The sequence below is a fragment of the Pseudomonas sp. FP1742 genome (assembly GCF_030687145.1).
Taxonomy (GTDB): Bacteria; Pseudomonadota; Gammaproteobacteria; order Pseudomonadales; family Pseudomonadaceae; genus Aquipseudomonas; species Aquipseudomonas frederiksbergensis_D.
Genome location: NZ_CP117460.1, coordinates 5,285,641 through 5,306,505, shown reverse-complemented (window position 1 = coordinate 5,306,505; position 20,865 = coordinate 5,285,641). Strand labels below are relative to the sequence as shown.

At 60.9% G+C, this 20,865-nt stretch carries 19 protein-coding genes; 6 read left to right on the top strand and 13 right to left on the bottom strand.

Annotated features, from left to right (window positions below):
- Window positions 1–9: 9 nt before the first annotated feature.
- The 8 genes from PSH64_RS24030 to PSH64_RS23995 all read right to left on the bottom strand — a co-directional run bounded on the left by PSH64_RS24030 (window position 10) and on the right by PSH64_RS23995 (window position 9,640).
- Window positions 10–1,107, bottom strand: a complete 1,098-nt coding sequence (locus PSH64_RS24030; protein ID WP_305478912.1) for a DUF1513 domain-containing protein — start codon at window positions 1,105–1,107, stop codon at window positions 10–12.
- 14 nt (window positions 1,108–1,121) lie between these two features.
- Window positions 1,122–2,186 (bottom strand): imelysin family protein, encoded by a 1,065-nt coding sequence (locus PSH64_RS24025; protein ID WP_305478911.1) that lies wholly within the window; start codon window positions 2,184–2,186, stop codon window positions 1,122–1,124.
- A 27-nt stretch (window positions 2,187–2,213) separates the two neighbouring features.
- Entirely contained in the window at window positions 2,214–3,641 is a 1,428-nt protein-coding gene (locus tag PSH64_RS24020; protein WP_305478910.1) for a di-heme oxidoredictase family protein, read from the bottom strand.
- A gap of 279 nt (window positions 3,642–3,920) precedes the next feature.
- Window positions 3,921–5,264 (bottom strand): imelysin family protein, encoded by a 1,344-nt coding sequence (locus PSH64_RS24015; protein ID WP_305478909.1) that lies wholly within the window; start codon window positions 5,262–5,264, stop codon window positions 3,921–3,923.
- A gap of 199 nt (window positions 5,265–5,463) precedes the next feature.
- Window positions 5,464–7,515: a bifunctional diguanylate cyclase/phosphodiesterase gene (locus PSH64_RS24010; RefSeq protein WP_105345140.1), complete on the bottom strand. Its 2,052-nt coding sequence runs from the start codon at window positions 7,513–7,515 to the stop codon at window positions 5,464–5,466.
- A gap of 342 nt (window positions 7,516–7,857) precedes the next feature.
- Window positions 7,858–8,454, bottom strand: a complete 597-nt coding sequence (locus PSH64_RS24005) for a superoxide dismutase (protein WP_007938876.1) — start codon at window positions 8,452–8,454, stop codon at window positions 7,858–7,860.
- Window positions 8,455–8,630: 176 nt separating this feature from the next.
- Complete coding sequence (locus PSH64_RS24000; RefSeq protein WP_305478908.1) at window positions 8,631–9,233, bottom strand: LysE/ArgO family amino acid transporter; 603 nt, start codon at window positions 9,231–9,233, stop codon at window positions 8,631–8,633.
- 5 nt (window positions 9,234–9,238) lie between these two features.
- Window positions 9,239–9,640 carry an ACT domain-containing protein gene (locus PSH64_RS23995; RefSeq protein ID WP_105345143.1) on the bottom strand — a complete coding sequence of 134 codons (402 nt, stop codon included), beginning with the start codon at window positions 9,638–9,640 and terminating at the stop codon, window positions 9,239–9,241.
- A 96-nt stretch (window positions 9,641–9,736) separates the two neighbouring features.
- Between PSH64_RS23995 and PSH64_RS23990 the strand changes: the two genes are divergently transcribed.
- The 3 genes from PSH64_RS23990 to PSH64_RS23980 all read left to right on the top strand — a co-directional run bounded on the left by PSH64_RS23990 (window position 9,737) and on the right by PSH64_RS23980 (window position 12,684).
- Window positions 9,737–10,630, top strand: a complete 894-nt coding sequence (locus PSH64_RS23990) for a LysR family transcriptional regulator ArgP (protein WP_105345145.1) — start codon at window positions 9,737–9,739, stop codon at window positions 10,628–10,630.
- 75 nt (window positions 10,631–10,705) lie between these two features.
- Window positions 10,706–11,698, top strand: coding sequence for an NAD(P)-dependent oxidoreductase (locus PSH64_RS23985; RefSeq protein ID WP_105345147.1), 993 nt, complete (start codon window positions 10,706–10,708; stop codon window positions 11,696–11,698).
- Between the two features lie 116 nt (window positions 11,699–11,814).
- On the top strand, window positions 11,815–12,684 hold the full coding sequence (locus tag PSH64_RS23980; protein WP_181150694.1) for an ATPase: 870 nt from the start codon (window positions 11,815–11,817) through the stop codon (window positions 12,682–12,684).
- 160 nt (window positions 12,685–12,844) lie between these two features.
- On the opposite strand, the gene PSH64_RS23975 is transcribed toward PSH64_RS23980, so the two are convergent.
- A complete protein-coding gene (locus PSH64_RS23975; protein ID WP_305478906.1) occupies window positions 12,845–14,362 on the bottom strand; it encodes an MDR family MFS transporter in 1,518 nt (505 codons plus the stop codon).
- Window positions 14,363–14,440: 78 nt separating this feature from the next.
- Complete coding sequence (gene pobA / locus PSH64_RS23970; protein ID WP_105345152.1) at window positions 14,441–15,634, bottom strand: 4-hydroxybenzoate 3-monooxygenase; 1,194 nt, start codon at window positions 15,632–15,634, stop codon at window positions 14,441–14,443.
- Between the two features lie 179 nt (window positions 15,635–15,813).
- Here pobA and PSH64_RS23965 point away from each other — a divergent pair, with 179 nt between their 5' ends.
- Entirely contained in the window at window positions 15,814–16,710 is an 897-nt protein-coding gene (locus PSH64_RS23965) for a helix-turn-helix domain-containing protein (RefSeq protein WP_105345154.1), read from the top strand.
- 9 nt (window positions 16,711–16,719) lie between these two features.
- Here PSH64_RS23965 and PSH64_RS23960 read toward each other — a convergent pair whose 3' ends face one another.
- Complete coding sequence (locus PSH64_RS23960; protein WP_181150695.1) at window positions 16,720–16,896, bottom strand: hypothetical protein; 177 nt, start codon at window positions 16,894–16,896, stop codon at window positions 16,720–16,722.
- Window positions 16,897–17,115: 219 nt separating this feature from the next.
- Complete coding sequence (locus PSH64_RS23955; RefSeq protein WP_219847843.1) at window positions 17,116–18,021, bottom strand: LysR family transcriptional regulator; 906 nt, start codon at window positions 18,019–18,021, stop codon at window positions 17,116–17,118.
- A gap of 114 nt (window positions 18,022–18,135) precedes the next feature.
- Between PSH64_RS23955 and PSH64_RS23950 the strand changes: the two genes are divergently transcribed.
- A complete protein-coding gene (locus PSH64_RS23950; protein WP_305478902.1) occupies window positions 18,136–19,017 on the top strand; it encodes an MBL fold metallo-hydrolase in 882 nt (293 codons plus the stop codon).
- Window positions 19,018–19,207: 190 nt separating this feature from the next.
- Window positions 19,208–19,822: an NAD(P)-dependent oxidoreductase gene (locus tag PSH64_RS23945; protein ID WP_105345164.1), complete on the top strand. Its 615-nt coding sequence runs from the start codon at window positions 19,208–19,210 to the stop codon at window positions 19,820–19,822.
- A 122-nt stretch (window positions 19,823–19,944) separates the two neighbouring features.
- Here the strand turns inward: PSH64_RS23945 and PSH64_RS23940 are convergent, their stop codons facing one another.
- Complete coding sequence (locus tag PSH64_RS23940; RefSeq protein WP_018926562.1) at window positions 19,945–20,826, bottom strand: LysR substrate-binding domain-containing protein; 882 nt, start codon at window positions 20,824–20,826, stop codon at window positions 19,945–19,947.
- Between the last annotated feature and the right edge of the window lie 39 nt (window positions 20,827–20,865).

Here is a 20,865-nt window from a genome sequence, read left to right as displayed (position 1 = left end):
GTTGCGTGTTCAGATCAGGTGAAGGTGGTTGTCCCAGAGCCCCGCAGGCAATTCCAGCGGTTTTGCGACAAGGTTTGTCTGGCGACAATCGTAGAACCGGCAACGGCCTTGACCGGAGGTCACGACAAATCCGTCGGCCACGGCCCCGACACCGGCGCAATCGGGCAGTGGCGCATCCAGGCGTACTTCACCGCTGTCCAGGTCCCAGATAAAAAACCGGTTGCCTCGCGGCGCGGTCAGGGCGACCAGGCGCAATTCGCTGTGCACGGCCACGCTGGCGGTGTAATGCCCCATGGCCTGCAGCTGATGTTCGGGCACCGGGAAGGCCACGAACGGTTGACCGGGACGCTTGATTGCCAGTAGCTCCGATGATTCGTGTGCATCGCCCATGAACTGCTGACCGGCGACGATGGTGCCATCGCTGGCAATCCCCAAGTGCCGCACGCTATTCATCTGCTGGGCCAGCGTTTCCTTGCTCAGCAGCGTGCCGTCGCGTTGCATCAGCACCAGGCTGGGTTCCATGGCGTTGAGGTTCATCTCGACCCGGCTTTCGGCTTCGGTGCGAATGCCGCCGTTGGCCACCACCAGCGTCTCGCCGTCGGGCATCCACGACACCTGATGCGGGCCGACGCCGTGGGTGGAAATCTCGCCGCTGTGCACCAGACGCTCACCTTCGAACTTATACACACCGAGCAGGCCACGGCCCGGATCGGTAGTGTCGTTCTCGGTGGCGTACAGCCAGTCGCCGCTCTGGTGAATTACCGCGTGCCCGTAGAAGTGTCGGTTCGGCTGCGACGTCACGGTTTGCAGCAGCGTGCCGTCGCGCAGGTCGATCAGATAGCTCTCGGTGCCCGGACGCCGGGCGACGAACAGCGCGATCGGCAGCGTCGGGTGGTTGATGATGTCGTGGCAGCGCTGGCCGACCCGGGTGGCAAACACTCGGGTGCCGTCCAGCCGATAACCGACGGCATAGTGCTTGCCGTCAGCGTCGTCCCGCGCCGAGAGCAGCAGCGGGCTTTTGTCCTTGTGCTTGAACAGCGTCCAGCCGCCCAGTGTCACCGCACCCAGCAGCAAACTCCCTAACGTCAGAGCCTGGCGTCGCAGCATGGCACTTGCCCTCATCAGTCACCGTCGTTGGCGTTGAAGCCCAGTTGGATGCCCAGCGCCTTGGCCAGTTCGCCTTCGTGCAGGCGATGGACCGCGTTGAGGCTGTCATAGATGGCGCTGAGCTGTTGGCGGCCGGCATCGTCGGTGAGCATGTCGGTCAGCGAGCGCTGGTTGCCGGCAAGCAGTTTCAGGGACGCTGCGTAGGCCGCGTCGATCTTGTCGGCCAACGGTTTTTGTTCACTCGGCAACAGACCGCGCAGGCCTTTGTTGTCGACACCGACCCAGACGGTTTGCGCCGCGCTCAGGCTGGCTTCCAGGCTTTTGAGCGACGATTGGCTGCGCCAGGCATCGGCCTGGAATGGCTGTGGCATGCCCTTGCTCTGACGGCCCATCGGCGTGCCGAGTTTTTTCTTCAGGGTGTCGAGCGCGGTGACCTGCACACGCAGCAGATCGGCGATCGCTTCGTGGGAGTCGGCGTAGCGCTGGTTGGGGAACTTGCTCATCTGCGCGAGCATGCCGTCGTTGGTGTTCCAGCGTGACAGGATCTCTTCGGCCAGTTGCTTCTGACGTTCGCCGATGGCGGTCAGCAGCGGGCAGTATTTGGCTTTCTGAGCGCTGTCGGCCATGTCGATCTTGCTGTCGAACAGGATGTATTCATAAGCCGAGAGGCCCTGAACCACGACGCTGGACTTGGCCAGGGCGGCGGCATCGATCTGCGGCTGCGCGGTAACCAGTTGCTCGACCTGACGGCCCACGAGGTTTTTTTTGTCCGGCCAGAACTGCACCTGCCACGAACGGTTACCCTCGGCCAGTGGCCCGATCAGCAGCGGTTGCAGCTCGGCCCAGGCTTTCTGCGCGTGCAGGAAGTCGGCACGGGCGGTGTCCAGGGTTTCCTTGCCCTGGCAAAACGCCAAGGCGCTGACCGCCAATTGCCGGTCGGCTTCCACCCAACGACTGTAGCTCGGCAGGATCACTTGCTTGGCGATGGCCGCCGAGGTGACCGCTTGCGGATCCTGGGGCGAACAGGCGCCCAGGGCGAGGGCGGCAAGGCTGGTGAACAACAATTTGGGACGGAACATGTCGGGCTCCCGCTGAAGGAATACGTATTAAAGGGAATTCAAAAACGCCAGCAACGCCGCGCGCTGCTCGGCGTTGAAAGACAAAACCTGTTGCTGCGCCGCTTTTGCCTCGCCGCCATGCCAGAGCACGGCTTCGAGCAGGTTGCGGGCGCGACCGTCATGCAAAAACTGGGTGTGGCCGCTGACCGTCTGCGTCAGGCCGATGCCCCACAACGGCGGCGTGCGCCAGTCGCGGCCGCTGGCCTGGAATTCGCTGCGGTTGTCGGCCAGACCGTCGCCCATGTCGTGCAGCAGCAGGTCGCTGTAAGGGCGAATCACTTGATTGGCCAATTCAGGTTCCGCGGCGTTGGTGGCGGTGGTGTATTGAGGGGTGTGACAGGACTGGCATCCGGCCTGGAAAAACAGATTCTTGCCGGCCAGCACCTGCGGTGCGCCGACGTCGCGACGGGCCGGCACGGCGAGGTTACGGCTGTAGAACAGTACCAGACGCAGAATGTTGTCGCTGACTTCCGGCTCGCCATCCGGGCCATTGCCGTTGGGCGCCTGCTTGCAAGCAGTTTGGGCGTCGGTGCAGTCATCAATAGGCCTCAGGCTGGTCGTCAGGCCCATATCGCCAGAGAACGCATGAACGTTCTGCTGATTGAGGTTCGGTTGCCCGGCCTTCCAGCCAAAGCGCCCGAGAACAGTCTTCTGCTGAGCGTCATCCCAGACCCGGTTCGGCCGCCCGGCGATGCCGTTTTTCTCCCGGGCCTGGGCCTGGGCATTGGCGAGGATGGCTTCGTCGGGGATCGCTTCAAGCAAGCCCAGGCCGATCATTGGCGGTGCGATACGTGCCGAGAAGCGTGTGTCGGGGTGCATCGGGCCATAGCCGAGTTGGGTGATCTGCAAGGTCGGCTTGCGCAACTCGATTTCGCTGCCGTCCTTGAAGCGTACCGGGACCGGCGTGTAATCGACGCGCACCTTGCCTTCCGGGGCGACGCCGGGCACCGACATGTCCTGGAGCTGGCCGCCGTAGACTGGCTCCGGCACCACGCCCAGTTGTTCGATGACCTTGGCGTAGGCTGGCGCATCAGGAATCGACAGGCGTACCAGCATCGACACCGCGTTCGGCGCATCGGGCGTCGGTGGATGACCGCGCCCGTCCTTGATGTGGCAGTTCTGGCAGGCGTTGGTATTGAACAGCGGGCCGAGGCCATCGCGGGCGGTGGTGGTCGACGGCGCAATCACCCAGGGGCTGCGAAAGAAGCTATTGCCGACGCTGAAATCGACGCGCCGTGACGGCGGCAGATTGGCTGAAGGCAAGGAGAATGCGTTCTGATCGGTCTTGCGCACGGTCGCGCTGCCACCAGACCGGGCTTCCCCGGGTTCGGCCTGGGTGAAACGCGGGGCATCATCGCAGGCACTCAGGCCCAGGGCCAGCAACAGTGCAGACAAACGAAGAGGCAGCGAGGGCATCGGACATCCTGCAAGGCGAGCAAAACAAGGGCGCAAAGTCTAACAGGGCAGGGGAGTTTGAATAAGAGGAATTATCGTTTGCTTGATGTGAGGCAATAACTCTCAGCGCGATCCAATGTGGGAGCGGGCTTGCTCGCGAAGAGGGAGTGTCAGTCGACATCAATGTTGCCTGACACACCGCCTTCGCGAGCAAGCCCGCTCCCACATTTTGATCTGCGGTAGGGCAGACCAAAAAAGGCGACCCGAAGGTCGCCTTTCTATTCACTCAGCCAGCGTTGATCAGAACTCGTGATCAGCATTGTCCGGGTTCAGGTCACTGATACCCAGTTTGCCGGCTGCGGCTTCGATCGAACCGGTCTGCTTGACCAGCGAGGCAATGGCGTCGCGCACGATCTGGTTGCCAGCGGTGTTACCAGCGGCGATCAGTTGGTCGTAGTGTTCACCCTTGTTGGCGTGGTCGACCATGACCTGGATCTTGGCTTCGGTCGCCGCCAGGTCGGCTTTCAGCGTGGTGTCGGCAGCCGGGTCGGCCTTGGCCACCAGGGACGACAGGCTGGCGCCGGTCATTTTGGTGCCGTCGACGCGGGTGTATTCGCCCAGGTACACGTTACGCACGCCTTTGGCGTCGTAGAAATGCGAGTTGTGGGTGTTGTCGCTGAAGCAATCCTGTTCGTCTTCCGGGGAGTTGGCTTCCAGGGAAACCTTCATGCGCTCGCCCGCCAGTTCGCCCAAGGACAGGCTGCCCATGCCGAACAGCATTTTGCGCAGGCCGGATTCAGCCGGTTCCGCTTCCAGGGTGGCGCGGTAGTTGTCGGCCACGTTCGGCTTCCAGTTGCCGACCATTTCTTCCAGGTCGTTGACCAGCAGTTGGGTCACGGATTTCAAGTAGGCGCGACGACGATCATTGTGACCGCCGGTGGCACCTTTGCCTTCCAGGTAGTCGGAGGCTGGACGGTTGCCGGCACCAGGGCCGGTGCCGTTCAGGTCCTGGCCCCAGAGCAGGAATTCGATGGCGTGGTAGCCGGTGGCAACGTTGGCCTCGGAACCGCCCAGCTCGTTAAGGCTGGCGAGTTTTTCCGGGGTGATGTCTTGCACGTCGACCTTGTCTTCGCCGACCTGAACCTGGGTGTTGGCGATGATGTTGGCGGTGGCGCCCGGGTTACCCAGTGCGTGTTCGTAGGATTTGTCGACGTAGTCGATCAGGCCCTCGTCCAGTGGCCAGGCGTTCACCTGGCCTTCCCAGTCGTCGATGATGGTGTTGCCGAAGCGGAACACTTCGCTCTGCAGGTAAGGCACGCGGGCCGCGACCCAGGCAGCCCTTGCGGCTTTGAGTGTGTCGGCGTTCGGCTTGGCGAGGAATGCGTCGACGGCGGTTTGCAGGGTTTTTGCGGTGGATTCGGCATCGCTGTAAACGGCAAAGACCATGTCGGCGTAGTGCGCGACCACAGCCTTGGCGGCGGCTTCGTCGACTTTACCGGTGGCAGCAGGTGCAGCCGGGGCAGCGGTGCTGGCGGCCGGAGTCGGCGCTTGTTGAGCGACAGCCTTGTCTTTGCCTTCGCCGCAACCGGCGAGGGAAATAGCGATGGCCAGCAGACTGGCGGTGGCCAGAGGCATACGAATCATGGCAAACATCCTGCTTCGGTGATGGATTGGGCGCGCACGGGCGGCGCGCAAAACTGCGACATAATGCAAATCTTTCGCATTATCTGTAAAGGGTTGCGCCTGTAAATATTTCTTATTCACGGGCGTGTCAGGCCGCAGATCAAAAGATCGCAGCCTTGTAGCAGCAGGCTGCGCCAGCTGCTACAAAGGCTGCATTGTTTCAGAGGATGGCCGCGTTACTGCGCTGGGCCTGCTTGAGGTAGGCACTCAATTCCCGTGCCGGCAGCGGTTTGCTGTAGTGATAGCCCTGACCTTCGTGGCAGCCTTCGGAGATGATGTAGGCCTCTTGCTCGGCGGTTTCCACGCCTTCGGCAATCACCTGCATGCCCAGGCTCTTGCCCAGCTGGATGATGGCCCGGACGATGGTCGCATCGTCGTCGTCATCGAGCAGGTCCTGAACGAAGCTTTTGTCGATCTTGATCTTGTCCAGCGGCAGGCTTTTCAGATAGCTCAATGACGAATAGCCGGTGCCGAAGTCGTCGATGGCAATCAGTGCGCCGGAGCGACGCAGGCTCAGCAGATGCTGGGCGGCGGTGCTGATGTCTTCCATCAGGCCGGTTTCGGTGACTTCCAGCTCCAGGCTGCGTGGTGGCAGGCGGTATATCTGCAGCAGGTTGTTGACCACCCGCGGCAACTCGGCGTGGTGCAATTGCACGGTGGACAGGTTCACCGCCATGCGCAGGTCGACGAAGCCCTGATCGTGCCACTCGCGCAGTTGTTTGCAGGCCTGGTCCAGCACCCATTCGCCAATGGCAATGATGGTGCCGTTCTGCTCGGCCAGCGGGATGAACAGGTCCGGTGGCACCAGCCCATGCTCGGGATGCTGCCAGCGAATCAACGCCTCGACACCTACCACGCGATGATCGCGGTAGCTGATCTGCGGCTGGTAGACGAGGTAGAACTGGTCGCGGATCAAGGCGTCGCGCAGGTCTTTTTCCAGCTCGCGACGCCGCCGCATTTCCGTGTCGACGCTGGCGATATAGAACTGATAGCGGTTGCGCGAGCGCGTCTTGGCCAAGGTCATGGTCTGCTCGGCTTTCTGCAGCAGCTTCTCGGTGCTGTCACCGTCTTCGGGGAACAGGGTGATGCCGATGGTGGCGCGCAGGCGGATTTCCTGATGATCGAGGGCGAACGCCGCTTCCAGATCATCGAGAATGCTTTGGGCCAGTTCGGCGGCTTCGTAGGGTTGTTCGATGTCGGCCTGGACCAGCGCGAACTGGTCGCCGCCTAAACGGGCGAGGGCGCCGAGGCGGCCGCTGTGAGCGCGCAGGCGATCGGCCAGGGCCAGCAGCAATTGGTCGCCGGTCTGGTAGCTGAACTGTTCGTTGACACCTTTGAAATCATCGAGCCCGACACACAACACCGCGACCCGGCGCTGCAATTTGCCGGCATCGACAAGAATCTTGTCCAGCTGTTGCTGCAATTGCTGACGGTTCGGCAGACCAGTGAGAAAGTCGTACTGGGCCATGCGCAGCAGGCTGTTTTCCGCTTCGTGGCGCAGGTGAGTGTTGCGCTCGATGGATTCGAGCAACTGATTGGCGGTGTTGATCCAGATGCCCAGCTCGTTTCTCTCATGGCCCTTGAGTTGCGGAATCTTGTGGGCGCTGGGGCGGTCCGGGTTGATTTCGGTCAGGTGCTCGATGATCCGCGACAGCGGCTTGGTCAGCAGCCAGTGATAGACCAGATACAGCACCAGGGACATGGCCATGGCGCGCAATACGCCAGAGATGAAGATGATCACCGAGCTGACAATGAAGCTCTGCCCGTAGGTGGCGGTGTCGAGGGTAATGCTCAGGTCGCCGTAGTATTCGCTGTAGGGGCCGCGCCCCACCAGTTGGGTGGTGAAGGTGCGTTCCTGGCCGAGGATCAGGTCGGTCAGCCAGCGGCTGTGGGAATGCTGCAACTCGCGGGATTTTTGCGCCAGCATCGCTTCATTGGGGTGGCCGATGGAGGCCTTGCGCACGGCGGCGTCCTGGAACAGGCCTTCGATCACCTGCATGCCCATTTCCCGGTCCAGGCTGTAGACGGCCTGGGTCGAGGGGTCGCGAAACATGTCGAGGATGCGCTGGGCATCGTTGGCAACCGCCTGACGTGTTTTATAGGCATCGAAAACAATCTGTGCGCAGCTCAAGACCACGCCGACGATCAATGCCGACAGGAGCACGACCCGAAGCAACTTCACCGACAAGCTGTTCTTGAGTTCCAGCTTCAAAGGGTTATTCCTTGTTCCGTGCGGGTAGCGTCAAGTTGCCATGAGTATTGGCAATCCCGTGATGGCAGTCAAAGGGACAATCCAACCCGGGGGATATTGCCGGTAGCCCTGGCCGATAGGCTTCTGTTTGGAGTATTTGCCCTATTAACACTGTGTCGGTTGTCGGGGCCTTCAACTTGAGGAGGTTGAGGCAATTTTTCCTTGTGTTGATGTTAGACCGCTGTGCTGTGGGGGCAAGAGGACGAATGCGGCTCGCGTTGTGGGAAAGCACACCCCACGTACGGATTTTCGATGGCATAAAAAACCCGGCATAAAAGCCGGGTTTCTTGACTGGCGCGAAGCTTAAGCGGTGAAGGTTTTGCCTTCGAACTGCTCAGCCACGAATTTCCAGTTGACCAGGTTCCAGAACGCTTCGACGTACTTCGGACGCAGGTTGCGGTAGTCGATGTAGTAAGCGTGTTCCCAGACGTCGCAGGTCAGCAGCGGGGTGTCGCCGCTGGTCAGCGGGTTGCCGGCGCCGATGGTGCTGGCCAGGGCCAGGGAACCGTCAGCCTTTTTCACCAGCCAGCCCCAGCCGGAACCGAAGGTGCCGATGGACGTCTTGCTGAACTCTTCCTTGAACTTGTCGAACGAACCGAAGGCTGCGTTGATGGCATCAGCCAGCGCGCCGGTTGGTTGACCGCCGGCGTTTGGCGCCAGGCAGTTCCAGTAGAAAGTGTGATTCCAGACCTGAGCGGCGTTGTTGAAGATACCGCCCGAGGAAGTCTTGACGATTTCTTCCAGGGTCTTGCCTTCGAACTCGGTGCCTGGCACCAGGTTGTTCAGGTTCACGACATAGGTGTTGTGATGCTTGTCGTGGTGGTATTGCAGAGTTTCCTCTGAAATGTGCGGCTGCAGGGCATTGTGCGCGTAAGGCAGCGGCGGCAATTCGAAAGCCATGATGATTCTCCTAATCAGGTCAGTTGCGGTGAGCGCAAGGCCGATCACGGGCGGCCAGACATGCGCCGGGGAGTTTGTACTCTTTGCGGCGCAGGGATCGGATCATAGCACCGGGGGTGCGGCATAACCACGCAACAACTGTGTGGGATAGAGGTTCCAGAGCCTTTTGGAATAAATCACCCGGCGATGACTAGTTGAATCGCTACGGTGAACATCATCACGGCCACCAACAGGTCGAGAATTCGCCAGGTACTGGGGCGTGCCAACCACGGCGCCAGCCACGCTGCGCCAAGGGCCAGGGTAAAAAACCACAGCAACGAAGCACTGGCCGCGCCCACGACATAAGCACCGGGTTCGGTCTGTTGTGCGCCAAGGGAGCCAATCAGCAACACGGTGTCCAGATAAACGTGCGGGTTGAGCAGGGTCACCGCCAAAGCGCTGAGCAGTACCGCCCGTAGTGAGCGCACGGTCTGGTTCTCGCCTTGTTGCAGGCTTTGTTTCGAGCACGCCCGACGCAGGGCCAGGCTGCCATACCACAGCAGAAACGCCGCGCCACCCCAACGGGCGATGGCCAGCAGGGTCGGGTTCTGCGCCAGCAACGTGGCCAGGCCGAACACACCGGCGGCCACCAGCAACGCATCGCAGGTGACACAGAGCGCCGCCACCGGCAGGTGATGTTCACGCCTCAGGCTCTGAGCCAGCACAAACGCATTCTGGGTGCCGATCGCCATGATCAGCCCGGCGGCCACCAACAGGCCGTTCACATAGCTTTGCCACATAACGTTTACTCCGCGTTGGTTGCCAGATCCCGCAGCACCTGCAGGGCGCGTTCGGCATCGGCCTGGCCGACGAACAAATGGTCGTGGTAGTAGCCGGCGATCACGTTGCAACTGATGCCGGCCTGGCCCAGTGCCGTGGCGAACGCGGCGGTCAGGCCGACGGCTTCGAGCGCCGAGTGCACGTTCAAGGTGATCCAGGCCGCGACGTAGTCGAAGCTGAAACCGGCCTTTTCGGCGTGGGAACGTTGCAGAATCACCGTCAGCCCTTCCTGTTCGCGAAAGCTGCCGACAATCTCAAGGCCAGTGGGCAGCTTGCCGTCGGGCAAGGTGCAGAACACGTATTCGCCGTCGTTGAGTTGCGGGCTCATGCTGCGCAGCAGGGTTGCCAATGAGGTTTCGCCAGCCATGTCGGTGATCCTTGTTCAAGAGTTCTTGCTGGCCATTCTCCGGTGGGAAGCTGTATAAGAAAAACCAATAGTCCTGATCGCTCATTAGGAAAACTGATGTTCGACTACAAATTGCTGTCGGCGCTCGCCGCCGTGATCGAGCAGGCCGGATTCGAACGCGCCGCGCAGGTGTTGGGCTTGTCCCAATCGGCCATCTCCCAGCGCATCAAACTGCTGGAGGCGCGGGTCGGCCAACCGGTACTGGTGCGCGTAACGCCACCGGCCCCGACGGAAATCGGCCGGCGATTGCTCAACCATGTGCAGCAGGTGCGATTGCTGGAGCGCGATCTGCAAAGCCTGGTGCCGGCACTGGACGAAGAAGGCCTGCCGGAACGCCTGCGCATTGCGCTCAATGCTGACAGTCTGGCCACCTGGTGGGCGGCGGCTGTGGGGGACTTCTGCGCGGAACAACATTTGTTGCTCGACCTGGTGGTGGAAGACCAGACCGTCGGCCTCAAACGCATGCGCGCGGGTGAAGTGGCGGGATGTCTGTGCGCCAGTGAGCGGCCGGTGGCTGGGGCGCGCAGTGTGTTGTTGGGGGCGATGCGCTACCGTGCGCTGGCCAGCCCGGCGTTCATTGCCCGGCATTTTCCCCAAGGTGTGCGCGCCGATCAGTTGGCCAGAACCCCGGCCCTGGTGTTTGGCCCGGACGATTTTCTGCAGCATCGTTATCTCGCCTCATTAGGCGTGGACGGCGGTTTCGAACACCATTTATGCCCCTCGTCCGAAGGGTTTCTGCGTCTCACGGAAGCGGGGCTGGGCTGGGGCCTGGTGCCTGAATTGCAGGTGCGCGAGCAACTGGCGCGCGGCCAATTGGTGGAGCTTTTGCCAGATAAGCCGATCGATGTGCCGCTGTACTGGCATCATTGGCGCAATGGCGGTCAGCTATTGGGGTTACTCACCGATCAATTGGTGCGCTCATCCAGGCAATGGCTGGTGCCGTTGGACTGACGGCTGGCGTCAAGACTTCACGCCCTACGCAATATGCAAAGCGCAAAACGCAAAACGAAATATTCGGAGCAATACATGAAGATTCTGGTCACCGGCGCAAGCGGCTTCATTGGCGGGCGCTTTGCGCGTTTCGCCCTGGAGCAGGGCCTGGATGTGCGGGTCAACGGTCGCCGGGCCGAGAGCGTCGAGCATTTGGTTCGCCGTGGCGCCGAGTTCATTCAGGGTGACTTGAGCGACCCGCAGTTGGCGCGCGACCTGTGTTCAGACGTCGAAGCCGTGGTCCATTGCGCCGGCGCTGTCGGTTTGTGGGGGCGCTATCAGGATTTCCATCAAGGCAACGTCGAGGTCACCGAGAACGTGGTCGAGGCCTGCCTGAAACAACGGGTGCGGCGCCTGGTGCACTTGTCGTCGCCGTCGATTTACTTCGATGGCCGCGATCATCTGGGGTTGACCGAAGACCAGGTGCCCAAGCGCTTCAAACATCCCTACGCCGCGACCAAATACCTGGCCGAGCAAAAAGTCTTCGGTGCGCAGGAGTTCGGCCTCGAAACCCTGGCCCTGCGCCCGCGTTTCGTGACGGGCGCAGGCGACATGAGCATTTTCCCCAGGCTGCTGAAAATGCAGCGCAAGGGGCGGTTGGCGATCATCGGCAACGGCCTGAACAAGGTCGACTTCACCAGCGTGCAAAACCTCAATGAAGCATTGCTCAGTAGCTTGCTGGCCACGGGTTCGGCGTTGGGCAAGGCCTACAACATCAGCAATGGGGCGCCGGTGCCGTTGTGGGATGTGGTCAATTACGTGATGCGTAAAATGGATGTCCCACAGGTGACCCGTTACCGTTCCTACGGCTTGGCTTATAGCCTTGCCGCACTCAACGAGGGCGTGTGCAAGCTGTGGCCGGGTCGTCCCGAGCCGACGCTGTCGCGGTTGGGCATGCAAGTCATGAACAAAAATTTCACCCTGGACATCAGTCGTGCCCGGCATTATCTGGACTACGATCCGAAAGTCAGCCTCTGGACCGCCCTCGATGAATTCTGCGCCTGGTGGAAGGCTCAGGACATTCGCTGACACACAAGGGCCGCCCCCAACTGAACCGAGTTCGGGGTTCAGGGTCAACCGGTGCGCCAGCGAGGGTTATACTTCGCCGCATCAAGCCATCACCGCGTTTCACAAAGGTTGACTCCATGTCCATGCGTAACGATGCCAATGACGACTTCGACGATGTCCCGAGCCTGCGTGCCGACAGCCTCGACGACGATGATTTTCCGACCACCGCGCGCACGTCCGTGCATTCGCGCACCACACCGGTGGTCAAGGTCAAAGGCCCGAGCACCGGCCCGCTGTGGGCCTTGGTCGGCGCGTTGTTCTTCGCCTTCGCCGGCCTTGCCTGGTGGAGTTTTCAGCAGATCTCGCTGATGGAACAGCAACTGGTGGCGACCCAGGAAAGTTTCGCCCGTATCAGTGAGGAAGCGGCGGGGCGCCTGCAGGACATTTCCGGCAAGGTCGTGGCCAGCCAATCCACCGTCAACACCGGCAGTGAAGCGCTGAAGCTGCAAATCAAACAGCTGGAAGGCAAGCTCCAGGACCAGAGTAAACAGCTGGAAAGCAAACTTCAGGACCAGAGCAAACAGCAGCAAGGCGTGCTGGGCCAGACCTCCGAGCTGGACAAGCGCCTGGCGCAAATGACCGCGCAAACCACCGAACAACAAGCCGCCAATGTTCAGTTGCAGGCCCAGGTCAAAGCCTTGAGCGGCGAACTGGCCGCGTTGAAGAACGCGTCGGACGACACCAGCAAATTCGACGCCCAACTCAAAAGCCTGGGCGCCGACATCGCCGCGCTGAAGCGCCAAGGCAATCCGAGCGCCGCCATCGAGCGTCTGGAGCAAGACATGATCGTGCTCAAAAGCCAACAGGACAATCGCCCGGCCGCCGCAGCGCAAGGTGGCAACAATACCGCTGAATTCGATGCCTTCCGCGGCCAGGTCACCCGCAACATCAACACCCTGCAGGCGCAGATCCAGAACCTGCAACAACAGCTGCGCACCCGGCCTTAAGTCACACAAGCATGCCGGGGTATTACAGCCCTTGAATGGCGGTGACTGACAGCCCGCTTTCGCGAGCAAGCCCGCTCCCACGTTCGACCGCATTTCATCTGGAAAAACTCGGTCTACTGTGGGAGCAGGCTTGCTCGCGAATGCAGGCGACTCGGTCTTTCTACCGAACCTTGTCTTCCCGCCCCCGCAACACCCTGTTCGGCATGGCCATCGCCGCCGCCAGCCCCAGCAGCGACACCGCCGCGCTGACCATCAGCAAATGCCGGAAGGTCAGCAGCAACTCGGCGCGCAAGGCGTTTTGCGCATCCCCCGGCGCGGCGTTCAAACCATCGAGCAAGACATTCCCTGAATGACCCTCGGCCATCAGCGCCGAGCCGGCCATGTGCGCGAAACCCGAATCCTGTAACAACGCCAGCAACAGCGCCGACATCAACGCCACACCCACTGCGCCGCCCAGAGCGCGGAACAGATTGGTGGTGCTGGTGGCGACGCCGATGTCTCGTTGATCCACCGAGTTTTGCGTGCCCACCAACGACGTCGGGAACTGCATTCCGCCAGCAATGCCGCAGAGCAGCATAAACAGGCTACTCAGCAAAAACGCTTGAGGCGCACTGAACGCCATGCCGAGAATCGCGACTGGCATAAGCAGGGCACCGGTCAGGATCATCGGTTTGTAACGACCCGTCACCGAGGTCCGGCGCCCGGCGAAATACGCGCCTATCGGTAAACCCATGGCCAGCGGCAACAGGTGCATCGCGGCGCTGTCAGCCCCGGCGCCGGTGACACTCTGAAAGCGCAGCGGCATCAGCACGATCAAGGAGATGGCCTGGAAACTGGTGAAGAAAATCGTGCACCAGCAAAGGACTGCATTGCGGTTGGCGAACAAGTGCATCGGCAGCAACGGCTCCCGTGCCCGCCGTTCATGCCAGACGAACACCGCCAGCACCACTACCGCACAACCGAGCAAACCCGCGACTTCGGCACTGCGCCACGAATGCCCCTGGCCAACCTGCGTGATGCCCAGCAACAACGCCGTCAGACCAATGATCATTAACAACGTACCGAGGTAATCGATGATCGGCTTGCGTTGCGGCACCGGTAGCCCGACCAGCGTGCGGTAGGCCACCAGCCAGGCACCCAGGCCCAACGGCAGATTGATCAGAAACACCCAGCGCCAGGACAGGTATTCAGTCATGTAGCCACCGAGTACCGGCCCGGCCACGCTGGCCACTGCGTACATGCTGCTGAAGTAGCCCTGATAGCGACCGCGTTCGCGGGGTGGAATGATGTCGCCGATGATCGCCTGGCTCACCGAAATCATCCCGCCGGCGCCGATGCCTTGAAAGATCCGCGCCAGCACCAGTTGCTCCATGCTTTGCGCCATCCCGCAAAACAATGACGCCAGGGTGAACAAGCCCATGCCGAACAGCATCAACCGGCGGCGGCCATACAGGTCGCCGAGCTTGCCGTAGATCGGCACTGCCACGGTCATCGCTACCATATACCCGGAAATCACCCAGGCCAGCAGGCTGACATCCTTGAACTGCGCGGAAATCGCCGGCATCGACACGGCGACAATGGTCTGATCCAGCGCACCCAGAAAGATCGCCAGCATCAGGGCGATCAGCACACTGCGAATGGCCGGTTTGGGTGTTTCAGGCCGGTTGAGATTGGTCACGGTAAAACCTGCGGGCAGTGATGGACCCGCAAGAGGCAAGGCGAGCGGGGATGCTCGCCAGTGTAAGTCGGTAGCAGGCTATTCGATAGCCTCATAAGGAAGGCCGACGTAATTTTCCGCAATGGTTTTTCGGCCCGCCTCGGAGTCAACGAAATAGGCCAGCTCCGACTCGCTGATGCGCTGGCTGAATGCATCGTGCTCGTCGAAGCGATGCAACATCGAGGTCATCCACCAGGAAAACCGTTCGGCTTTCCACACCCGTCGCAGGCAGACTTCGGAATACTTCTCCAGCAAATCAACACGGCCTTCGCGGTAAACCTTCAGCAGAATATTGAACAACGTACTGACGTCGCTGGCCGCCAGGTTCAGGCCCTTGGCGCCGGTGGGCGGGACGATGTGCGCGGCGTCGCCGACCAGGAACATTCGCCCGTACTGCATCGGCTCGACCACGAAACTGCGCAGCGGCGCGATGCTTTTCTCGATCGACGGACCAGTCACCAGCCTGTCGGCGAGGTCGGCCGGCAGACGGGATTTGAGCTCATCCCAGAAGCGTTGGTCGGACCAGTCATCGACCTGATCCTGAGCCGGCACCTGGAGGTAATAACGGGTGCGTGTCGGCGAACGCATGCTGCACAACGCGAAGCCCCGTTCATGCCGTGCATAAACCAACTCTTCGTGAACCGGCGGAGTGTCGGCGAGAATCCCCAGCCAGCCGAACGGATACACCCGCTCGAACACCTTGAGGCAGTCGGCAGGGATCGACTGCCGCGCCACGCCATGGAAACCGTCGCAACCGGCGATGTAGTCACAATCGAGTCGATACGTTTCGCCGTCCTTGTCGAAGGTCACATAGGGTTCAGCGCTTTTCATGCCGTGGGGGACGACGTTGCCGGCCGAATAAATTGTCTGCGCGCCAGCGTCCCGACGAGCGGCCATCAGGTCGCGGGTGACCTCGGTCTGGCCATACACCATCACGGTTTTGCCACCGGTCAATGTCTGCAGATCGATGTGTACCCGGCGCCCGTCCAGGGCCAGTTCGAAGCCGGTGTGAACCAGCCCTTCGGCGTCCATGCGCTGGCCCACTCCGGCCTGGCGCAACAGCTCTACCATGCCTTGTTCGAGGACACCGGCACGGATGCGTCCCAGCACATAATCCGGGGTCTGGCGTTCGAGAATCAGGGTGTCGATGCCGGCGTTATGCAGCAATTGGCCGAGTAGCAAACCAGAGGGGCCGGCGCCGATGATGGCGACTTGGGTTTTTAGTGTTTTCATTGTTTTTATGACTCGCAAGCTCCACGCGACCAACGCCGGTGGATGATTTTTATGGATCGAGTGCTTGCATTTTTCACTTGCGGGTCTGTCAATTGAAGGTGAAAACTGAGCCGATACCTGTACATTCTGCCAATCGGTGCGATTATCGCCCCGTTACCCTCGAGGCCTGGATTGAAGTGATGAACAAGCCCGCCCTGCCATCGATTCCGGTGTTCAAACTCTACGGTGAAAGCCTGGATTGGCCGACCCCCGATTTGCTCCACTGTGAAACCATTTCCAAACGCAGCCGCGAACATCAATGGGAAATAAAACCCCATCGCCACGCTGATTTGTGTCAGTTGCTCTTCGTCTTCAAAGGTCAGGCAGAGCTTGAGATCGAAGGCAAACGCTCACAATTGGCTGAGCCGGCAATCATCATTCTGCCGCCGTTATCGGTGCATGGTTATCGGTTTTCCGAGGACGTCGAAGGGTTCGTCGTCACCCTGGCCGCGCCGCTGGTCGCCCATCTTCAGGCGCAGTTGGGCAATTCGGTAAATGCCCTGGCCCAAGCCGAAAGCTACCCGGCGGGCAAGGACAGCGAGTACCTCAACAGCCTGTTTTCAGCGCTGCAAAGCGAATACACCGGTCATCAACCGGCGCGGGAAATGCTCATGCATTCGCTGGTCAGCGTGATCATGGTGTGGGTCAGCCGTCAGGTGATTCAGCGCCGCGCGGCCAGTCAGCGTCCGCAGCGTGCCCGGGAATACCTCAACGGTTTTATTCAGTTGGTGGAAGAAACCTATCGCCAGCACGTCAAGGTCGAGGACCTGGCCCATCGGCTGGGGATCTCCGTGTCCCACCTCAACGGCACATGCCGTGAACTGGCGGGGCAACCGGCGTTGCAGATCATGCACGAACGTCAATTGCTGGAGGCCAAGCGCTTGCTGACCTACACCAGCATGACCATTTATGAAATGTCCGACGTGTTGGGGTTTTCCGATCCGACCAACTTCACACGCCTGTTCCGGCGTCGGGTGGGGATCTCGCCCAAGGCTTTTCGCGACCGCTTGAAGGCCGATCAGGGCAGCGAGGCCTGAATCCCTTCGTTAACGCAGAGCGTTGAGGCTTGCGCTGTGGGGGATGCAGCGCTCGAAGTTGCAGCTCGCGAAGTCACGGGGCACTTTGCGCAACTGTTCGACACGCCAGGCAGCCGTGCCATACAGCGCCAGTGTCGCCGCGCAAGTGATGAAAATGGCGAGGTATCTTCTTGTTTTGATGTTCATGGCGTTGACCTCTGAACGAATACCTTTCGGTACTGTTTTGAGCATAGGTCAGCGGGGATGAGTTGCCAGCAAAACCACCCCCGCGTTTAACGCGATATTCAGAACACTGATGACCCAATGTGGGAGCGGGCTTGCTCGCGAATGCGGTGAATCAGTCGACATCATTGTTGAATGTCACACCGCTTTCGCGAGCAAGCCCGCTCCCACATTTTGATCCGGTTATAAGCCGATATCCCACGCCGGTTCTTCGGGAAACCTGAGCACCAGGAAATCCAGCATGCTGCGCAACGCCGCCGGCATGTGCTTGCGTGAGGCATACACCGCGTAGATGTTCATCTGTCGGGGCTCGGCCTGGGGCAGCAGGCGGATCAGTTCGCCGCTGTGGATATGCACGCCGGCCTGGTAACTGGGCAGCATCGCCACACCGGCCCCGGCCATTGCCGCGCGCAGCAGGGTGCTGGCTTCGTTGGCGCTGATGTTGCCCTGTACCGGCACCGAGACCGGTTCGCCATCCTGCTCGAAATGCCAGAGGCTTTTGCCGAAGTAGGAGTGGGTCAGGCAATTGTGCAGGCTCAGGTCTTCGACCCGCTGCGGCGCCGGGTGCTCGCGCAGGTAAGCGGGGGAGGCGCAGATCACCGAGCGGCAGACGGTCAGTCGTCGGGCGATCAGGTTCGGGTCCAGGTCGTTGCTGGTGCGGATGGCCAGGTCGATGCGCTCATCCACCAGGTTCACCGTGCGGTCGAGCATCTGCAGGTCGATGCTCACGCCGGGGTAGCGTTTGACGTAAGCCGCCATGGCGTCCGCCAGTTGCGCCTGGCCGAACGAGGTGCTGACGCTGATCCGCAGCAGGCCGCGCGGTGCTTCGTCCGGCTCGCTGACGGCGGCTTGCATGTCGCTGGACAAATCGAGCATCTGCCGGCAGCGGGGCAGGATTTCGCTGCCGGCGGCGGTCAGGCTCAATTTGCGCGTGGTGCGATGCATCAGGCGCGCGCCGACCCAATCCTCCAGCTCCGCCAGATACCGGGAAACCACCGGCCGTGACAGGTCCAGGTGATCGGCGGCGGCCGATTGGCTGCCCAGGTCCACCACCGTGACGAACACCCGCATTGCTTGTAGACGATCCATGATTTGCCCGCTTTCAGAAACAAACTATGTTCAAGCATCGCATTTTTTGTATCGAACCAGGCAACTAAGCTCTGTCCCATCGCCAAGCACGGCATTCGGACAACGGAGCAACAGATGATCGGCTTCACTTCACTCAAACGCATTCTCCTGGCAACCGCCACACTCGGCTTCGCGGCCCACGCCGCTGCGGCATCCACCCTGACCCTGGACGTCTACAACCCTGGCACCAACGCGATATTTCCGGTGACCTCGGTACTGGTCAGCGGTGAGAAAGAAGCGATTCTGGTGGATGCGCAATTCGGCAAGGCCCAGGCCGAACAGGTGGTGGAAAAAATCCGCGCCAGCGGCAAGCAATTGACCACCATCTACATCAGCCACGGTGACCCGGATTACTACTTCGGCCTCGACACCGTGACCAAAGCGTTCCCGAAAGCCAAGGTACTGGCCTCGCAACCGACGGTTGATCACATCAAGAAAACCGTCGACGGCAAACTGGCGTTCTGGGGGCCGAAAATGGGCGCCGACGTGCCGAACAAAACCATCGTGCCGCACGTGCTCAAGGGCGACAGCCTGATGCTGGAAGGGCAGAAACTGCAGGTGCTCGGCCTGGACGGCAAACAGCCGGATCGCAGCTTTGTGTGGATTCCGTCGATCAAGGCCGTGGTCGGTGGCGTGGTCGTCGCCGAAAACATTCATGTATGGATGGCTGACACCCAGCCCCCGCAATCCCATGCCGATTGGCTGACCACGCTGCATACGATCGAAGCCTTGAAGCCGAACACCATCGTGCCGGGTCACTACCTCGGTGAGAGCGCTCGCTCTCTGGCGGCTGTGCAGTTCACCGCCGATTACATCAAGGCGTTCGACGAAGAAACCGCCAAGGCGAAAGATTCAGCCGAACTGATCGGCGCGATGAAAAAACGCTACCCGACCCTGGGCGAAGAAAGCTCGCTCGAGCTGAGCGCCAAAGTCGCCAAGGGCGAGATGAAGTGGTAACCCGCTGAGCAGTGGCGAGGGAGCGACGAAAATCCTGTGGGAGCGTGGCTTGCCCGCGAAGAACGATGACGCGCACTACCTGAAAAACCGCAGTGCCTTCTTCGCGGGCAAGCCACGCTCCCACAGGTTCTGCGTCGCCCCGCGCCACACAAATCAATACAGATTCACCCAAGCCAACTGGAGAAACGTCATGAGCAAAATCGCAATCATCGGTGCCACCGGTCGTGCCGGTAGCCAGCTGTTGGAAGAAGCCCTGCGTCGCGGTCACAGCGTCACCGCCATCGCCCGCGATACCTCGAAAATCGGCCAGCGCGCCGGTGTCGTCAGCAAAAACGTCGACGTGCTCGATGCTGCCGCTTTGCAAGCCGCCGTCGCTGGCCATGATGCAGTAATTAGTGCTGCACATTTCTCCACCATCCCCGCCAGCGCCATCATCGAGCCGGTGAAGCAGGCCGGGGTCAAGCGTCTGCTGGTGGTGGGCGGTGCCGGTTCGCTGTTGCTGCCCGGCGGCACGCGGGTGATCGACAGCGAAGGTTTCCCGGAGGAATACAAGGCCGAGGCCAGTGCCGGTGCCGACTTCCTCAATACCTTGCGTCAGGAACAGGACCTGGACTGGACCTTTCTGTCGCCGTCGGCGGAGTTTGTCGAAGGTGAGCGTACCGGCACGTTCCGTATCGGCAAGGATGACTTGCTGGTGAGTGCGCAAAGCCGCAGCTGGATCACCTTTGCTGACTTCGCGATTGCGCTGCTCGATGAAGTGGAAACGCCGAAGCATTCCCGTCAGCGGTTTACTGTCGGATATTGATGGCGTTGCTTAAATCATTCGCGAGCAAGCCCGCTCCCACACTGGATCTCCTGAGAGCACAGATTTTGTGAACACCTCAGATCAAATGTGGGAGCGGGCTTGCTCGCGAAGCTTTTCGACGTTCACCGCGCCTGCGCCTGTTCCACCAACCACCCCATCAATTCGCGCAACTTCGGCGAAGGCGCAGGTTTCTCGGGGAACACCAGGTAATACGCCAACCCGGTTTTCACCTTCAAATCAAAGGGCATGACCAGCCGCCCGGCGCTCAGGTCATCGCCGATCAACGACCAGTCGCCGATCGCCACGCCCGTGCCCTGGGACGCCATCGACATCGCCAGGTCCAGGGTTTCGAAATGCTGGCCCTTGCCGACATTGCTCAGATGAATATCCGCCGCTTTCAACCAGGCTTTCCAGTCCCGTTCATCCCGGGTCGGATGCAGCAACAAGTGCTGTTGCAGGTCGGCCGGGGTCTGCAAGGCCAGTGGCCCTTCAAGCATCGGCCGGGAACACACGGGCGTCAGTTGCTCATCGAACAAATGATGGGAGGCCAGTGAGCTCTCCGGCGGCGGGCCATACATCACCGCCGCGTCGAACTGTTCACGATGAAAGTCCACGCCGTGTTTCACCGTGGTGGTCAATTCCACCGGTACGTCCGGGCGTTCCTTTTGCCACTGCAACAGGCGCGGCAACAGCCAGCGCATCACGCAAGTCGGCGCCTTGAGTTGCAAGGTTTCGCGCTTCTCGCCGATCTGCTCCACGGCCTCGTCGATCAGGCCGAAAATCTGCTGCACCCGTGGCAACCACTCACGTCCTTCGGCGGTCAGGCTCAAGCCCCGCGCCTGGCGGATGAACAGCTCATAACCCAGATGATCTTCCAGCCCGGCGATCTGCCGGCTCACCGCGCCTTGGGTGATGTGCAGCTGTTCGGCGGCCCGGGTGAAGTTGCAGCACTGCGCGGTGATCAGAAAAGTGTGCAGCGCCGGCAGGGGAGGCAGTCGTTTCATGGGGATCCAAGGTATGACGTGAGGACATGGCTAGTATGA

Bases quoted from the DNA above. Each gene is read 5' to 3' on its own strand.
- PSH64_RS24030 (WP_305478912.1), bottom strand. From the start codon at position 1,107: ATGCTGCGACGCCAGGCTCTGACGTTAGGGAGTTTGCTGCTGGGTGCG.
- PSH64_RS24025 (WP_305478911.1), bottom strand. From the start codon at position 2,186: ATGTTCCGTCCCAAATTGTTGTTCACCAGCCTTGCCGCCCTCGCCCTG.
- PSH64_RS24020 (WP_305478910.1), bottom strand. From the start codon at position 3,641: ATGCCCTCGCTGCCTCTTCGTTTGTCTGCACTGTTGCTGGCCCTGGGC.
- PSH64_RS24015 (WP_305478909.1), bottom strand. From the start codon at position 5,264: ATGATTCGTATGCCTCTGGCCACCGCCAGTCTGCTGGCCATCGCTATT.
- PSH64_RS24005 (WP_007938876.1), bottom strand. From the start codon at position 8,454: ATGGCTTTCGAATTGCCGCCGCTGCCTTACGCGCACAATGCCCTGCAG.
- PSH64_RS24000 (WP_305478908.1), bottom strand. From the start codon at position 9,233: ATGTGGCAAAGCTATGTGAACGGCCTGTTGGTGGCCGCCGGGCTGATC.
- PSH64_RS23995 (WP_105345143.1), bottom strand. From the start codon at position 9,640: ATGGCTGGCGAAACCTCATTGGCAACCCTGCTGCGCAGCATGAGCCCG.
- PSH64_RS23990 (WP_105345145.1), top strand. From the start codon at position 9,737: ATGTTCGACTACAAATTGCTGTCGGCGCTCGCCGCCGTGATCGAGCAG.
- PSH64_RS23985 (WP_105345147.1), top strand. From the start codon at position 10,706: ATGAAGATTCTGGTCACCGGCGCAAGCGGCTTCATTGGCGGGCGCTTT.
- PSH64_RS23980 (WP_181150694.1), top strand. From the start codon at position 11,815: ATGTCCATGCGTAACGATGCCAATGACGACTTCGACGATGTCCCGAGC.
- pobA (WP_105345152.1), bottom strand. From the start codon at position 15,634: ATGAAAACACTAAAAACCCAAGTCGCCATCATCGGCGCCGGCCCCTCT.
- PSH64_RS23965 (WP_105345154.1), top strand. From the start codon at position 15,814: ATGAACAAGCCCGCCCTGCCATCGATTCCGGTGTTCAAACTCTACGGT.
- PSH64_RS23960 (WP_181150695.1), bottom strand. From the start codon at position 16,896: ATGAACATCAAAACAAGAAGATACCTCGCCATTTTCATCACTTGCGCG.
- PSH64_RS23955 (WP_219847843.1), bottom strand. From the start codon at position 18,021: ATGGATCGTCTACAAGCAATGCGGGTGTTCGTCACGGTGGTGGACCTG.
- PSH64_RS23950 (WP_305478902.1), top strand. From the start codon at position 18,136: ATGATCGGCTTCACTTCACTCAAACGCATTCTCCTGGCAACCGCCACA.
- PSH64_RS23945 (WP_105345164.1), top strand. From the start codon at position 19,208: ATGAGCAAAATCGCAATCATCGGTGCCACCGGTCGTGCCGGTAGCCAG.
- PSH64_RS23940 (WP_018926562.1), bottom strand. From the start codon at position 20,826: ATGAAACGACTGCCTCCCCTGCCGGCGCTGCACACTTTTCTGATCACC.